This window comes from Streptomyces sp. NPDC000941 (assembly GCF_053599555.1).
The window spans coordinates 1-15,326 of sequence record NZ_JBSFMM010000254.1 but is presented as its reverse complement, the minus strand read 5'-3'; the positions used below and the strand labels follow the sequence as shown (position 1 = coordinate 15,326).

Below are 15,326 nucleotides of genomic sequence, written 5' to 3'. Positions count from 1 at the left end.
CCGCATGGCGAGCCCCGCGCCAGGGCGGGTGATCGCGCCATGCGGCGCCCGGCGTGACCCCGGGTTCGCTCAGACCTCGCCGACCGCGCCCTTCTCCACAGGCTTCATGAGCTTCATGGGCTCCGTCGGGCGGGCGAGCTCGTGGCTGAGCTGTTCCAGCTCGCTGCCGCCCGCCATCTGGCGGGTGAGCTCGTCGAGCGCGATCTCCGACTTGAGGTGGCTGCCGGCCATCGTGCCGCGCTTGAGGAGGACGAAGCGGTCGCCGACGAGATGGGCGTGGTGCGGATTATGGGTGATCAGCACCACACCCAGACCCGCGTCACGGGCGGCCGCGACGTACTTGAGCACCACCCCGGACTGCTTGACGCCGAGCGCCGCCGTCGGCTCGTCCAGGACGAGGACCTTGGCGCCGAAGTGGACGGCGCGGGCGATGGCCACACACTGCCGTTCGCCGCCGGAGAGGGTGCCGATGGGCTGGTCGACATCGCGCAGGTCGATGCCCATGCGCAGCAGCGCCGCCCGGGTCGTGGTGCGCATCATCTCCACGTCGAGCCGCTTGAAGGGGCCGCGGCCCTTCCGGGGCTCGGAGCCGAGGAAGAAGTTGCGCCACACCGGCATCAGCGGCACCACCGCGAGGTCCTGGTAGACCGTGGCGATGCCGCGGTCCAGGGCCTCGCGCGGCGAGCCGAGCCGGGCCTCCTCGCCCTCGATGGTGAGGCTGCCGGCGTCGTGCTGGTGCAGTCCGGCCACGATCTTGATGAGGGTGGACTTGCCCGCGCCGTTGTCGCCGAGGACACAGGTGATCTCCCCGGCGCGCACTTCGAGGGAGACGCCCTGCAGCGCCTTGACGTTGCCGTAGCTCTTGCTGACCTCGCGCAGCTCGATCAGCGGCGCCCGGGCAGCGGTGCCGGCGGCGGTATCTGTCGTGGTCATTTCACGGCCTCCGCCCGCTTGCGGACCCACCAGTTGAGCATCGTGGCGAGCAGCAGCATCGCGCCGAGGAAGAACTTGAACCAGTCCGCGTTCCACTGCGCGTACACGATGCCCTTGTTCGCCATGCCGAAGATGAACGCGCCGACGGCGGCGCCGATCGCCGAGCCGTAGCCGCCGGTCAGCAGACAGCCGCCGATGACGGCCGCGATGATGTACAGGAACTCGTTGCCCACACCCTCGCCGGACTGGACGACGTCGTAGTTGAACAGCAGATGCTGCCCGGAGATCCAGGCCGCGAAGGCGACCCCCATGTACAGCCCGATCTTGGTGCGGTTCACGGGCACGCCGACCGCGCGGGCCGCCTCCTTGGCGCCGCCCACCGCGAAGATCCAGTTACCGGCGCGGGTGCGCAGCAGGATCCAGGTGGCGAGCGCGACCAGGCCGAACCACCACAGGACGGTGACCTGGAGATCGACGTCCCCGATCGTCAGGTGTGAGGCGAAGACCTTGTGGGCCTCGGGGAAGCCCTGCATGTCGGCGATGGTCTTGGTGGAGACCGTCTCGCTGATCAGCTTGGTGAAGCCGAGGTTGCAGCCCTGGAGGATCAGGAAGGTGCCGAGCGTGATGATGAAGCTCGGCAGTCCGGTGCGCACCAGCAGAAAGCCGTTGAAGAACCCGATGGCGAGGGTGGCCAGCAGGGACACCCCGATGCCGGCCCAGACGTTCGCCGTCATCTGGTACGAGAACATCGACGAGATCAGCGCGGAGGAGGTGACCATCACCCCGGTCGACAGATCGAACTCGCCGCCGATCATCAGCAGCGCGACCGGCGTCGCCATGATCCCGATGGTGGAGGCGGCGTACAGCACCGTGCTGAAGCTCGACCACTGCAGAAAGCTGTCGGCGATGACCGAGAAGAAGACAAAGACGGCGATGGCGCCGACGATCGCGCCGAGCTCGGGGCGGCCGGCCAGCCGGCGCGGCAGCGAGCGGTGGATCAGCCGGTCGTCCTTGGTCAGGGGTGGCGCGTCCGCGCTCATCGGGTCCCCCGCTTGGTGTACTTGGCCAGCTCGGCGGCGTCATCCTTCGTGATGATCTGGGGGCCGGTGAGGACCGGCTGGCCGCCGCCGAGGACATCGGCGTTGTAGTGGTAGAGCCACAGCAGGTCCACGGCCTCGTAGCCCTGCAGATACGGCTGCTGGTCGACGGCGAAGCCGAGGGTGTCGTTCTGGAGCGACTCGGCGACCTTGCCGTTGAGGTCGAAGGTGTCGATCTCCGCCTTGCTGTCCGACTGGTCCGCCGCCTTGGCGGCGGTGGCCGCGAAGGGCGCGCCGAGCGTCACGACGGCGTCGATGCCCTTGTCGGACTGGAGCTTCGCCTCGATCGTGGACTCGACGTCGGGCATGTTGGTGCCCTCGACGTACACCCGCTCCAGCTTGCCGTCGAAGGTCTTCTCGGCGCCGTCGCAGCGCTGCTCAAGGCCGACGTTGCCCTGCTCGTGCAGCACGCACAGGGCCTTCTTGCGGCCCCGCTTGTTCAGCTCATCGCCGACCGCCTCGCCCGCGATGGTCTCGTCCTGGCCGATGTGGCTCAGTGCCCCGAAGGACTTGGACTGCGCGGCCCCGGAGTTGACGGTGATGACCGGTATGCCCGCCTTCTCGGCCTTCTTGACCACGGCCTCCATGGCCTCGGGCTTGGCGAGCGTGACGATCAGCCCGTCGACCTTCTGGTCGATGTAGGACTGGACGAGCTGGGCCTGGTCCTTGCCCTCCTCGTGGTGGGCGTAGAGGAACTTCACATTGTCCTTGCGGGCGGCCTCCTCGGCCCCGCTCTGGACGATGTCCCAGAAGGTGTCTCCGTCACCGGAGTGGGTGACCATGGCGAAGGTCATCCTCGGGGTGTTCACCGCCGCCCGCCCCGAAGCGTTCGCCGCCTGCTCGGCCCGCTCCTCGGCGCGCTTGCCGCCCGTACTGCTGCATCCAGCCGAGGCGAACCCCAGCACCGCCGCAAGCACGGCAGCGGTCAACGCACGTGCCCCTGTCCCAACCCTGGCCACGAAGACCCAGCCCTTCTCGAAGACGTCCCGTTTCGGGGCGTCCGGGCATGACCGATCGGCCCGGGCGCCGCCCAAGTATCCGTCACGGTGCACGGCCGGGGTCCAGGGGGTGTACGCCAGGGGTCCGGGGCTTTTTCCGGGGGCTTCTCAGGGGGCTTTACCGGGGCGGTTCGTCTTCGGGCGGCCTTTCACGCGGGGAGCCAGGGGAGAGCCGGCAGTTTTCAGGGGCGTACGAGCAGCTGGAACTCGAAGGAGTAGCGCGAGGCCCGGTACGTATGCGAGCCGTATTCGACGGCCCGGCCGGTGTCGTCGAAGGCCGTCCGCGCCATGGTCAGCAGCGGCGCGCCCGCCGGCTCGCCCAGCTGCTCGCCCTCCTCGGCGGTGGCGGCGCGGGCGCCGACCGTCTGGCGGGCGCTGTGCAGGGTGATCCCGGCCGCGCGCATCAGGCGGTAGAGACCGGTCTCCTCCAGCTCGGCGCTGTCCAGCTTGAGCAGCCCAGCCGGGAGGTGGTTGCACAGATGGGCCATGGGCTCGCCGTGGGCCAGCCGCAGCCGCTCGATCAGCACCACCTCGGTGCCCTCGGCGACCCCGAGGGCGGCGGCGACCTCGGCGGTCGCGGGCTCGGTGGTGTTGCGCAGTACGCGGGTGGCGGGGCGCTGGCCCGCGGTCTCCAGGTCGTCGTAGAGGCTGCTCAGCTCGAGCGGGCGCTTGACCTGGCTGTGCACCACCTGGGTGCCGACGCCGCGGCGGCGCACCAGCAGCCCCTTGTCGACCAGCGACTGGATGGCCTGGCGGACGGTGGGACGGGACAGGCCCATCCGCCCTGCCAGCTCTATCTCATTGCCGAGCAGGCTGCCGGGGGCCAGCCGCCCCTGCTCGATCGCCGCTTCGAGCTGCTGGGACAGCTGGAAGTACAGCGGGACGGGGCTGCTGCGGTCCACGCTGAACTGCAGCGCCTCCGCTGAGCCAGAAGAGCCTTCTTCCTGCATTGCCACGGGGCGAGCGTAGCCGGACGAGCACATGACGGGAAGTCGTGAAGTTCTGTTGTCCGGACAAACTACGCAGAACTTAGCAGAGCTTATCCGGGATTGCTGATACCGCTGTCAACGCCGCCGTTGTTGGTGCCCTCCGCGCCGTCGGCGTGCAGCCAGCACAGCGCCCGGTGCCCGGGGCCCACCTCTGCCTCCGGCGGCCGGCGCGCACAGGCGTCCATGGCCAGCGGGCAGCGCGGCCGGAACCGGCAGCCGTCGCCGACCACGATCTCCCGCCGCTCCGCGTCCCTCCGCGCCCGCGCCGCGAGCCGGGCGATCCGCGCCGCGCGCGCCTCCTCCCGTTTGGCCCCGGAGCCGGTCGCGGCCGAGGCCAGCAGCTGGGTGTAGGGGTGCTTGGGGGCGAGGATCACCTCGTCGCTGGGGCCGCGCTCGACGATCTCGCCCCGGTACATCACCATCACCTCGGAGGAGAAGTGGCGCGCGGTGGCCAGGTCGTGCGTCACATACAGCAGGGCGAGGCCCCGCTCGTCCTTGAGCCGGTCCAGCAGGCCCAGGATCTCCAGCCGGATCGAGACGTCCAGCATCGACACCGGCTCATCGGCCAGCAGCACCTGGGGGCCCGGCGCGAGCGCCCGGGCGATGGCCACCCGCTGCCGCTGACCTCCGGACAGCTCATGAGGGCGCTTACGGGCCACATCGGCCGGCGGCGTCAGGTTGACCGACCGCAGAAGTTCCTCCGCCTTCTCCCGTACGTCGTTCCCGCGCCGCGCCTTCCCGTTGACCAGCAGCGGCCGGTGCAGATGGTGGCCGATGGTGTGGGCCGGGTTGAGGGAGGCGAACGGGTCCTGGAAGACCATCTGCACGGCCCGCCGGTAGTCCGCGCCACGGGTGCGCCGCGCCCCGTCGAGGGTGATCGCCCCGGCGGTGGGCGTCACCAGCCGGGACAGGGCGCGTACGACGGTCGACTTACCGCTGCCGCTCTCCCCCACCAGCGCCAGGGTGCGCCCGGCCCGCAGGGCGAAGGAGACCCCGTCGACCGCCCGGAAGGGCCGTCCGCCGGGCTGTGGGAAGTCGACGGTGAGCCCGGTCACCTCCAGTGCGGTCACGGCCGGCTCCCCTCGGGCAGGGGCCCAGCCGCCGCGGCGGCGGCGTGGGCCGGGTCGTGCAGATGGCAGGCGGCGTGGCCCCCGCCCGGCAGCTCCACCTGGCGCGGGGCGACCGTGCGGCACGGCGCGAACGCCCGCTCGCAGCGGTCCGCGAACGGGCACCCGGCCAGCTCCTCGCGCAGATCGGGCGGCGAGCCGGGGATGCCGCGCAGTGCGCGCCGCTCACCGGTCAGCTCGGGGAACGAGCGCAGCAGCCCCTGGGTGTACGGATGGCCCGCGCCCCGCGCGATGCGGTCGCACGGCCCGTACTCGACGATGGAGCCCGCGTACATCACGGCCAGCCGGTCGCTGATCTCCAGCAGCAGGGACAGGTCGTGGGTGATGAAGACGACGCTGAAGCCCAGCTCCTCGCGCAGCCGCTCCACCTCGTCGAGGATTTCCCGCTGCACGACCACGTCGAGGGCGGTCGTCGGCTCGTCCATGATGACGACCTCGGGCTCCAGGGCGAGCGCCATGGCGATGACGACGCGCTGGCGCATGCCCCCGGACAGCTCATGCGGATAGGCGCGGATCCGGGCGGGGTCGATGCCGACCATGTCGAGGAGGGCGCGGGCGCGCTCCTGGCGCTCGGGGCCAGGCATACCGGGGCGGTGCGCGCGGAAGATGTCGTCGAACTGGCGGCCGATACGGGTCACCGGGTTGAGGGCGTTCATCGCGCTCTGGAAGACGATGGACAGCTTGTTCCAGCGGAAGGCGCGCAGCGCCTCGCCCTCCAGCGCCGGCAGATCGCTCTCGCCGCCGTCGCGACCGTGGAAGGTCACGGAGCCGGCGGTGAGCCGGGCGGGCGGCTGCAGACAGCGGGCGACGGCGTACGCGAGGGTGGACTTGCCGCAGCCGGACTCGCCCGCGATGCCCAGCAGTTCGCCGCGGCGCAGCTCGAAGCTGACGTCGCGGACGGCCCGGGTCGGGCGGGTGCCGTCGTACGCCTCGTACGCGACGTCGAGGTGCTCGGCGCGCAGCACGGTGTCGCTCATCGCTCTTTCTTCTCCTTCCGCGGGCGGCGGGTGCGCAGCCGCGGGTCCAGGACCTCGTCGAGGCCGAAGCTGACGAGGGACAGGGCGGTGCCGAGGAGGGCGGTGCACAGCCCCGGCGGGACGAACCACCACCAGGCGCCACCGGCCAGGGCCTCCGCGCCCTGGGCGAAGTAGAGCATCGTGCCCCAGGTGAGATGGGAGAGGTCGGCGAGGCCGAGGAAGGCCAGGCCGGTCTGGGTGAGCACCGCGAAGATCGCCGCGTGGATGAACTGCGAGACGATGATCGCCAGTTCATTGGGGACGATCTCCACGAGCACGATCCGCCACCGCTTCTCCCCGTAGACCCGTGCGGCCAGGACGTAGTCGCGGGTGCGCAGCGAGAGGGTCTGGGCGCGCAGCACCCGGGCGGAGGCCGCCCAGCTGGTCAGGGCGATGGCGAAGATCGTGGAGGAGAGCCCGCCGCCCTTGACGTACGCCGAGACCACGATGACCAGCGGCAGCCCGGGGATGACCAGGAAGACATTGCTGATCAGGGAGATGGTCTCGTCGGCGACGCCGCCGAGGAAGCCGCCGCCGATGCCGATGACGACGGAGACGGCGGTGGCCAGGGCGGCGACCGCGGCGCCGATCAGCAGGGTGCCGCGGGCGGAGACCACGAGCTGGGCGAAGACGTCCTGGCCGGTCTGGGTGGTGCCGAGCCAGTGCGCCCCGGAGGGGCTCTGGCCCAGGTCGACGCTGACCGCGTCGGGGTCGTCGACCAGCCAGGGGCCGATCAGCGCGGTGAGCGCGAAGACCGCGAGAACGCCGAGGCCGAGGGCCAGCCGGCGGGAGCGCAGCGCCAGGCGCAGCAGCCCGCGGCCGCCGACGGGGCGTACGGGGGCGGTGGTGGCGGTGGGGAGGGTGGCGGTCATCGGGCCTGCCTGGTCCGGGGGTCGACAAAGCCGTACACCAGGTCCACCAGGAAGTTGGCGGCCAGGACGGCGAAGGTGATGACGAGGAAGACCGCCTGCATCAGGGGGTAGTCGGTGTTCTCGACGGCCTGGAGGAGGGTGAAGCCCATCCCGGGATAGGAGAAGACGATCTCCATGACGAGCGAGCCGCTGACGATGAAGCCGAGCGAGATGGCGAAGCCGGCGACTGAGGGCAGTACGGCGTTGCGGGCGGCGTAGCCGACCATGACGGTGCGCGGGCGCAGCCCCTTGGCCTCGGCGGCGGTGACGTAGTCCTCGGCGAGGGTGGAGACCATCATGTTGCGCATGCCGAGCATCCAGCCGCCGACCGAGCTGAGCACGATGGTGGCGGCGGGCAGCACCGCGTGTTCGGCGGCGGAGGAGAGGAAGTCGCCGTTGAACCCCATGTCCAGCGTCTCGTCGTAGCCGCCGCCCAGCGGCAGTACGCCCCACACCTGGCCGAAGAGGTAGAGGAGCAGCAGCGCGAGCCAGAAGTAGGGGACGGCGGCGAGGAAGGTGGTGGAGGGGACGAGGGAGTCCAGCCAGCTGCCGCGCCGCCAGCCGGCGAGGGTGCCGAGCGTCAGACCGAGTACGAAGCTGATGAGGGTGGCGGCGCCGACGAGGACGAGCGTCCAGGGCAGGGCGTCCTGCAGCACGTCGGTGACGGGGCTGGGGAAGTAGGTGACCGAGAGCCCGAAGTCCAGATGGACCACGGAGCCCAGATAGTCCCAGTACTGGACCGCGATATTGCCGTGGCCCAGCCCGAACATGCTGGCCAGGGCCTCCTCCTGGCCCGGCTCCACGGGCCCGGACTGCGCCATCCGCGTCATCATCAGCTGCACCGGATCGCCGGGGATGAGCCGGGGCAGAAAGAAGTTGACGGTGACGGCCATCCAGGCGGCCACGGCGTAGAAGCCGAGCTTTCTCAGGACATAGCGCACGCTGCCGCGCCCTTACTTACCGGATTTACCGTTGACGGGCTTGATACGGGCTGCCACCCAGCCGCCGTCGGGGTCGAGCCAGATGGAGGGGGCCGCGTAGAGGTTGTCCTCGGTGGGATATCCGGTGACGCGGTTTCCGTTGAACTCCTGCTCGTTCTGGCCGTAGAAGAGCGGGATGGCCGGCATGTCCTTGACGAATTCCTGCTGGATCTTGTAGTACCAGGGCTTCTGCTTCGCCGGGTCCTTGGTGGACGCGATCTCGTCCAGGGCCTTGTCCATGGCCGGGTTGGAATAGCGGCCGAAATTGCCGACGTTGGTGGATTCACCGATCTTCGGCGGGATGGTGCTGTCCACCAGCTGGGCGTAATACGCACGCGGGTCGGGGGTGTAGCCGCTGTTGTCGAGCAGCATCTGGAACTGGCCGCGGGCGCGGTTGTTGGACCACTGCGCGTACGATTCGGCCTTGACGACGAGTTCGATCCCGGCCTTCTTGAGCTGCTGCTTGGCCAGCTGGGCGACGCTGACGTAGTCGGTCCAGCCGGAGACCAGCTCGACCGTCACGGACAGCTTCTTGCCGTCCTTCTCCCACGAGCCGCCCGATTTGGTGTATCCGGAGGCGGTCAGATACTGGTCGACCTTGCCCTGGCCGGTCTCGATCACGGCGTCCTTCAGGGACGGGTCGAGTACGGACTCGTAGTTGGGCAGCAGCAGCGCCATGGGGTTGGCGACGGGCGCCTGTCCGTCGTACACGCTCCGGTTCATGAACTCACGGTCGAGGGCGGCGCTGATCGCCTTGCGGACATTGACGTCGGCCGTCGGGCCCTGCTTGGCGTTGGGCAGGAAGAACGTGGTCGCCAGGGGGATGTTGACGAGTTCGAAATTCTTGTCCTTGGCGAGGTAGTTCTTCTTGATGTCGGGGATGAAACCGCCGCCCCAGTCGATCTGGCCGGAGGTGACCGCGGCGGTGACGGCGCTGTTTCCGGTGAAGGACCGGTACCGCATGGTCTTGAAATGCGGAAGGCCCTTGAAGTAGTAGTCGTCACGGGCGACCAGATCCATGGTCGTGCCCTTGACGGATTTCACCTTCCACGCGCCGGTGCCCACGGGGTTGGTGTTGAGCGTGGTCGCCCGCTCCTTGACCGGGATCTTCGACCAGATGTGCTTGGGCAGCATCTTCATCTTGCCGAGGATGAAGTATTCCTTGGTGTAAGCCGACTTGGAGAACTTGATCAGCGCCGTGTCCTTGCCCTCGGCGCTCGCCGAGGCGATGGGAAGGGCGTACTGATTCTGCGCCTTGCTCTCCTTCGCCATCTGGAAGGTCCAGGCGACGTCCTCGGCGGTGAAGGGCTTTCCGTCGTTCCAGGTGGCGTTGGTGCGTACCGTGACACGGAGCGTCTTACCGCCGTCCGACCAGGTGTATTTGGTGGCCAGCCACGGCTCGATCTCCCCGGCCTTCGCCGCGTTCAGATGGAACAGCGGCTCGTAGATCATTCCGTGCGTCGCCTGGAGCGGCTGCGGGGCGAACGGATTGAAGTTCCGGATGAAGTTGCCCGTGGATCCCGTGGCAACGGTCAGCACCCCGCCCGACCCGCCGTTGTTGTTCTTGCCCCCGCCGCAGGCGGCGAGCGTGACGGTGAGCGTGAGCGCGGCCCCGGCGGCGAGCGCGCGGCGCGGACCGGCCGTTGTCGTCGAGATCATGGGTTCCCCTCGGTGTGCGGTCGAAGCTGTGCGGGTCGAAGCGGTGCGGGTTCACAGGGCGCATGCCGGACGGCGGTCCGCGCACCTCCGGGGCCGCGAAATTAAGGGCGCCCGGAAGAGGGTGTCAATAGTGCCGACACGACACCTTCACTGAACCGGACCAGTCGAACCCGTCGAACACCCAGGTCCCGGCCGAAAGCCGCCCCGTACAGCCAATGTTGGACGATCAAGACCGCCGGGCGGCGATGCGTACGAACCTTGTCCGAAGTGTTGACACTAAACCGGTAAAGCCGTTCACTGCTTGCTGCGCGGCACCGCCCGTCCGCACCGGGCCGCATCCCTGACGCCCCCTGCCTGAGGGAGAGTTCGCAGATGCAGCGCACGTCCGCACGGCTCACCGTCGGCGACCGACCCGTCATCTGGCTCGGCGCCAACTACTGGTCGCGCACCGGCGGTCCGCTGATGTGGCGCTCGTACGACCCCGAGGTCGTCGACGCCGAGCTGCGCGTACTGCGGGACCACGGGCTGAACATGACCCGGTCGTTCTTCTACTGGCCGGACTTCATGCCCGCCCCCGACCGCCTCGATACGGAGCTGTGCGCGCGCTTCGCCGACTTCCTCGACCGCCACCAGGCGCTCGGCATGACCACCGTCCCCACCTTCCTCGTCGGCCATATGTCCGGCGAGAACTGGGACCCCGCCTGGCGCGGCGACCGCGATCTGTACAGCGATGTGTGGCTGGTGTCCCGCCAGGCGTGGTTCGCCCGCGAGACGGTGCGCCGCTTCGCCGCCCACCCCGCGGTGGCCGGCTGGCTGGTCTCCAACGAGATGCCGATCTACGGCCGCCAGCCCGGCGTACGCTCCGGCCAGGTGCCCGCGGAGCGCGAGGCGGTCGCGGCCTGGGCCCAGATCCTGATCGACGCCGTACGGGCCGGCGGCGGCACCCAGCCCGTCTCGCTCGGCGACGGCGCCTGGGGCCTGGAGAACTCCGGCCACGACAACGGCTTCCGGCTCCAGGACACCGCCGAGCTGTGCGACTTCCTCGGCCCGCACGTCTACCGCATGGAGAACGACCCGGTCCGGCAGCACTACGCCGCCGCCTGGGTGTGCGAGCTGACCGGCACCTTCCAGCGCCCCGTCGTCCTGGAAGAGTTCGGCGTCAGCTCCGACTTCGCCTCGGGCCCCGGCGCCGCCCGCTACTACCGGCAGACCCTGCACAACAGCCTGCTGGCCGGGGCGACCGGCTGGGTCGCCTGGAACAACACCGACTACGACAACCTGAGCGAGCAGCCCCCGTACCGCCATCACGCCTTCGAGATGCACTTCGGCCTCACCGACACCGCCGGTGTCCCCAAGCCGCAACTGCGCGAGCTGCGCGCCTTCTCCGAGGTGCTGAGCGCGGTGGACTTCCCCCGCTGCCACCGCGCCGACACCGATACGGCCCTGCTGGTCTCCTCCTACCTCGACACCCTCTACCCGTTCACCCGCGCCGAGGACCGCGGCTACGTCCAGCAGACCGGCCGCCAGGCCTGGCTCGCCGCCCGGCTCGCCGACGCCCCGGCGGCGGTGGTGCGCGAAAGCGACGGCGCGCTGCCCACCGACGTACGGCTGTGGCTGGTCCCCTCCACCAAGCAGCTCCTCTCCCCCACCTGGTACGAGCTGGAGCGCCGGGCCCGGGACGGCGCCACGGTCTATGTCTCGTACTCCCCCGGCGCCCACGACGAGCAGCGCGGCCCCTGGTACGCCCATCTGAACGAGCTCTTCGGCGTCCGCCACCAGCTGGAGTACGGCCTGGTCGACCCGATCGAGGACGACGAGGTGACCTTCACCCTCACCCGCGCCTTCGGCACCCTCCCCGAGGGCGCCCGGCTCACCTTCCGCGCCGCGGGCACCGACAACAGCCGCGTCTTCCTCCCCGTCGAACCCGACGGCGCGCAGGTCCTCGCGGTCGACGGCCACGGCCGCCCCGCGCTGCTGCTGCGCGAGACCGGCGAGGGCTGCGTGGTCTTCTGCACCTATCCGATCGAGCACATGGCGGCCGTCACCCCCCGCGTCAACCCCGAGGCGACCAGCACGCTGTACGACGCCCTCGCCGCCCACGCCGGCGTCCGCCGCCCGGTCACCACCTCCGACCCCCGTATCGCCGTGGACCGCCTGGTCCACGAGGACGGCCGGGTCTTCGTCTGGCTGGTCAGCCAGGCGGACGAGGAGCTGTCGGTGAAGCCGGCGGTGGCCGACGGCAGGCTCACCACGTTGGACGGCTCCCCGGCGGAGACGGTGGTCCTGGAGCCGTACGGGGTGCGGGTGCTGCGGCTGGAAGGCTGAGGGGCGGGCGAGTCGGCGGATCGCTACTGCGGCCGCGCCGGCTCCTCGTGCTCCTCGTGCTCCTCGTGCTCCTCGTAGTGGATGTCGTGGCGGGCCGCGATCGGATTGATCTTCACCGGGTCGAGCTGTCCGTCGGTGAGCACGGACGGCCCCGCCTCGAACAGGTCCTCCAGATAGCACTCCCACCCACCGGGCGAGGAGATCTGGAGCACGCGGGGCGGCGGGTCCGAGACGCGGCGCAGGGCGTGCGGGACGCCCTTGGGCAGCAGGACGAACGTCCCCGGCGCCGCCGTGAAGGTCCGGTCGTCGAACTCGACCCCGAGTTCGCCTTCCAGGACGTAGACGCACTCGTCCGCCGCGTGGTGGGTGTGGCGCGGGATGTCGCGGGCGAGCACCACCTCCAGCAGGGAGAACCGGCCCTCGGTGTCGTCGGTGGCCGCCTTCACGGCGAAGGCCGGGGGCATGGGGACCCGGCCCGGTCGGGCCTGACCGGGGCCGAGCAGGAGGAAGCGGGCTTCTGACATCGCGGTTCCTTGTCTGTGCGGTGGGTGAGGCTGTGCGGTGGGTGAGGCTGTGCGGTGGGTGGGGCTGTGGGTACGTGCGGCTGTGCGGTACGTGCGGCCGTGCGGTGCGTGCGGCGGCCCGGTCAGCGGCGCTGGCGCACCCCGCGCCGCCACACCTCGGCGATGGCACGGCCGGCGGTGATGTCCCGGGTCGGGTCGCCGTCGACCAGGAGCAGGTCGGCCCGCAGCCCGGGGGCGATCCGGCCCCGGTCGGCCAGGCCGAAGTGGCGGGCCGGGACGCTGGTGCCCGCAGCCAGTGCCTCCAGCGGGGTGAGCCCGGCCTGGACCAGCAGCTCCAGCTCGCGGTGCAGGCCGTCGCCGTGCAGCGGGGCGAAGGGGTTGGCGTCGGTGCCGGCCAGCAGCGGCACCCCCGCCCGGTGCAGTGCCCCGGCCGCGTAGGCGGCGTTCGCGGCACGGGCGGCGCCGTCGCCCCCGTACACCTCATAGTTGACGATCGCGCTGATCACGAAGACGCCCTGGGCGGCGATCCGGGCGGCGAGCGTGTCGGCGGCCGGGTCGCCGGGGGCGGTGTCCGCCCAGACGTGGGACAGCCCGTCGGCACCCGCGTCCAGCGCCGTCTCGGCCTCCTCGGCGGTGACCGCGTGCGCGATCGTGCGCAGCCCCACGGCGCGGGCCGCCGCGACGAGGGCGGTCGCGATGTCGGCGCCCAGGGTCGGAACCGGCGTTCCGGCGGCCGAGCCGTCGTCGATCACGAACTTCAGGTAGTCGCTGCCCTCGGCGGCGCGGGCCGCGACGAACGCCTCGGCCTGCGCGGGATCGGTGATGGTCTCGAACGGCCCGTTGGCGTCCTCGGGACGCTCCAGCATGGGCGCGACCATCGCCATGACCCCGGACGGATGACCGCCGGGGGCCGTGGCGAGGACCCCGGCGCTGCGCAGGTCGGCGACGTCGTCCCGGTCCGCCGCCAGCCGGCGCTGCCGCGCCAGGTTCGGCGGGAGGCAGAACATGTCCAGCTCGGTCGTCACTCCGAAGGTGAGCGCTTGAGCGAGGCTGCCGTCGAAGGTGTGGGTGTGGGCGTCGATCAGGCCCGGGAGAAGGGTCCGGCCGGCGCCGTCGACCTCCACCTCCGCGTGGCCGCCGTCGTACGCGGCGATGCGGTCGCCGTCGATGAGGACGTGCGTACGGGCGATGGCCCGCTCGCCGTCGAAGACGCGGACGTCACGGATGAGAGTGCGCATGGAAGCTCCCCGAGCAGCCGAAGTAGTTCACCAGAAGATAGTACTCCAGCGAACTATATTCATGGCAAACTGTATTCCGGCAACTAGACTCCCGGGACATGAGCAAAGGCGGGCCCGCATACGGCGACGGCGACGGGGGCGACGGCGAGAACGACGGCGACGGCCAACCCGGCGTGGTGGACAGGATCCTGACGGACTGGCGCCGGGAGCGCCCCGATCTGGATGTGACGGCGCTGGCGACCGCCGGGCGACTGTCGTTCGTCGCCGAGAACATCGTCGGCCCGTTGGGCGAGCGGGCCGTCGAGCGGCACGGCATCGGGCGGGGCGACTTCGACGTGCTCGCCACACTGCGGCGGGTCGGCGCCCCCTACACCCTCAGCCCCTCGGTGCTCTCGGCGGAGTTGATGATGTCGCGGGCCGGTATGACCAAGCGGCTGGACCGCCTCGAACAGGCCGGGCTGGTGGAGCGCAGCCTCGACGCCGAGGACCGGCGAAGCTTCCGGGTCGCCCTCACAGACCGGGGCCGCCAGGTGGTCGACGCCGCGTTCACCGACCTCAACGCCGACCTGAGCGCGCTGGTCGCCGAGCTCACCGCCGAGCAGCGGGACGGCCTGGACCGGGCGCTCGACGCGCTGCTGCGCGCAGCCACGCGCCCGAACCCGCCGGGCGGCGGCTGAAATCCCGGGCGGCCGCGCGCACCCTCGACCACCGGCCGCCCGCCCGGCCCGCCCATATGCGAGGCCGCCTCGCTGGAGACGTTCACGACTTGAACGGCCCCGCGCCTTCCCTCATTTCATCCATTCCTGCTCGTACTTGGCGTACGTACCGTCGTGCGTCGCCAGGTGCACCCACTGGTCGACGTACTCCTTGAACTCGCCGTCGCCGCGCGGCAGCGCATACGCCTTCTCCGAGAAGGAGAACGGCTTGTCGGGGTGGACGGCGCACAGCTCCGGGTGGATCTTCGCCTGGTAGCGGGTCTCGCTGGCGTCGGTCATCATCACATCGGCGCGGCCCGCGATGATCTCGTCGAAGATCGTGGTGTTGTCGGGGTGGACGGTGAGGGTGGCCTGCTTGATGTGAGCGCGGGCGAACTGCTCATTCGTACCGCCCGGGTTGACGATCACCCGCACGCCCGGCTGGTCGATGTCCTCCAGCGTCTGGTACTTCTGCTCGTCCTCGCACCGCACCACCGGGGTCTTGCCGTCGGTCAGATACGGGTCGCTGAAGTACGCCTTACGGGCCCGGGCCAGGGTCACCGACACCCCGCCCATGGCGACGTCGCAGCGCCCGGCCGCCAGATCGTCCACCAGCTTGGCCCAGGACGTGGCGACGAACGCGGGCTTGGCGTCCAGGCTCTTGGCCAGATCGCGGGCCATGTCGATATCGATACCGGTGTAGTCGCCGGTCTTGGCATCGCGGTGGGTGAAGGGGCGGTAGTCGCCCGTGGTGCATACGCGCAGCACGCCGCGCTCGGGCACCCGGTCCAGCAGGGTGCCGCGCTGGTGCTTGGCCGTGGCGGCGGGCGCGGC

At 70.5% G+C, this 15,326-nt stretch carries 14 protein-coding genes; 2 read left to right on the top strand and 12 right to left on the bottom strand.

What is annotated here, in order from left to right; all coding sequences use genetic code 11:
• Positions 1 to 69: 69 nt before the first annotated feature.
• The 9 genes from ACWDSL_RS45845 to ACWDSL_RS45805 all read right to left on the bottom strand — a co-directional run bounded on the left by ACWDSL_RS45845 (position 70) and on the right by ACWDSL_RS45805 (position 9,710).
• Entirely contained in the window at positions 70 to 933 is an 864-nt protein-coding gene (locus ACWDSL_RS45845) for an ATP-binding cassette domain-containing protein (RefSeq protein ID WP_450494721.1), read from the bottom strand.
• Entirely contained in the window at positions 930 to 1,973 is a 1,044-nt protein-coding gene (locus ACWDSL_RS45840; RefSeq protein WP_450494719.1) for an ABC transporter permease, read from the bottom strand. Before ACWDSL_RS45840 ends, ACWDSL_RS45845 begins: the two co-directional genes overlap by 4 nt.
• Complete coding sequence (locus ACWDSL_RS45835; protein WP_450494718.1) at positions 1,970 to 2,959, bottom strand: sugar ABC transporter substrate-binding protein; 990 nt, start codon at positions 2,957 to 2,959, stop codon at positions 1,970 to 1,972. Before ACWDSL_RS45835 ends, ACWDSL_RS45840 begins: the two co-directional genes overlap by 4 nt.
• Before the next feature lie 251 nt (positions 2,960 to 3,210).
• Positions 3,211 to 3,978, bottom strand: coding sequence for a GntR family transcriptional regulator (locus tag ACWDSL_RS45830; RefSeq protein WP_193383787.1), 768 nt, complete (start codon positions 3,976 to 3,978; stop codon positions 3,211 to 3,213).
• Positions 3,979 to 4,067: 89 nt separating this feature from the next.
• Positions 4,068 to 5,087 (bottom strand): ABC transporter ATP-binding protein, encoded by a 1,020-nt coding sequence (locus ACWDSL_RS45825; RefSeq protein WP_450494717.1) that lies wholly within the window; start codon positions 5,085 to 5,087, stop codon positions 4,068 to 4,070.
• Positions 5,084 to 6,121, bottom strand: a complete 1,038-nt coding sequence (locus ACWDSL_RS45820) for an ABC transporter ATP-binding protein (RefSeq protein ID WP_450494716.1) — start codon at positions 6,119 to 6,121, stop codon at positions 5,084 to 5,086. Before ACWDSL_RS45820 ends, ACWDSL_RS45825 begins: the two co-directional genes overlap by 4 nt.
• Entirely contained in the window at positions 6,118 to 7,032 is a 915-nt protein-coding gene (locus ACWDSL_RS45815) for an ABC transporter permease (protein WP_450494714.1), read from the bottom strand. Before ACWDSL_RS45815 ends, ACWDSL_RS45820 begins: the two co-directional genes overlap by 4 nt.
• A complete protein-coding gene (locus ACWDSL_RS45810) occupies positions 7,029 to 8,012 on the bottom strand; it encodes an ABC transporter permease (RefSeq protein ID WP_450494713.1) in 984 nt (327 codons plus the stop codon). Before ACWDSL_RS45810 ends, ACWDSL_RS45815 begins: the two co-directional genes overlap by 4 nt.
• Before the next feature lie 12 nt (positions 8,013 to 8,024).
• The gene (locus ACWDSL_RS45805) at positions 8,025 to 9,710 is read right to left on the bottom strand and encodes an ABC transporter substrate-binding protein (protein WP_450494711.1); all 1,686 of its coding nucleotides are present in this window, start codon (positions 9,708 to 9,710) and stop codon (positions 8,025 to 8,027) included.
• 372 nt (positions 9,711 to 10,082) lie between these two features.
• Here ACWDSL_RS45805 and ACWDSL_RS45800 point away from each other — a divergent pair, with 372 nt between their 5' ends.
• Positions 10,083 to 12,035: a glycoside hydrolase 5 family protein gene (locus ACWDSL_RS45800; protein WP_450494710.1), complete on the top strand. Its 1,953-nt coding sequence runs from the start codon at positions 10,083 to 10,085 to the stop codon at positions 12,033 to 12,035.
• A gap of 23 nt (positions 12,036 to 12,058) precedes the next feature.
• Here ACWDSL_RS45800 and ACWDSL_RS45795 read toward each other — a convergent pair whose 3' ends face one another.
• Positions 12,059 to 12,559 (bottom strand): cupin domain-containing protein, encoded by a 501-nt coding sequence (locus tag ACWDSL_RS45795; protein WP_450494708.1) that lies wholly within the window; start codon positions 12,557 to 12,559, stop codon positions 12,059 to 12,061.
• A 122-nt stretch (positions 12,560 to 12,681) separates the two neighbouring features.
• On the bottom strand, positions 12,682 to 13,797 hold the full coding sequence (locus ACWDSL_RS45790) for an amidohydrolase family protein (RefSeq protein WP_450494706.1): 1,116 nt from the start codon (positions 13,795 to 13,797) through the stop codon (positions 12,682 to 12,684).
• Between the two features lie 98 nt (positions 13,798 to 13,895).
• Here ACWDSL_RS45790 and ACWDSL_RS45785 point away from each other — a divergent pair, with 98 nt between their 5' ends.
• A complete protein-coding gene (locus ACWDSL_RS45785) occupies positions 13,896 to 14,474 on the top strand; it encodes a MarR family winged helix-turn-helix transcriptional regulator (protein WP_450494704.1) in 579 nt (192 codons plus the stop codon).
• A gap of 111 nt (positions 14,475 to 14,585) precedes the next feature.
• Here the strand turns inward: ACWDSL_RS45785 and ACWDSL_RS45780 are convergent.
• The coding region (locus ACWDSL_RS45780) for a transporter substrate-binding domain-containing protein (protein WP_450494702.1) at positions 14,586 to 15,326 on the bottom strand (741 nt) is incomplete at its 5' end.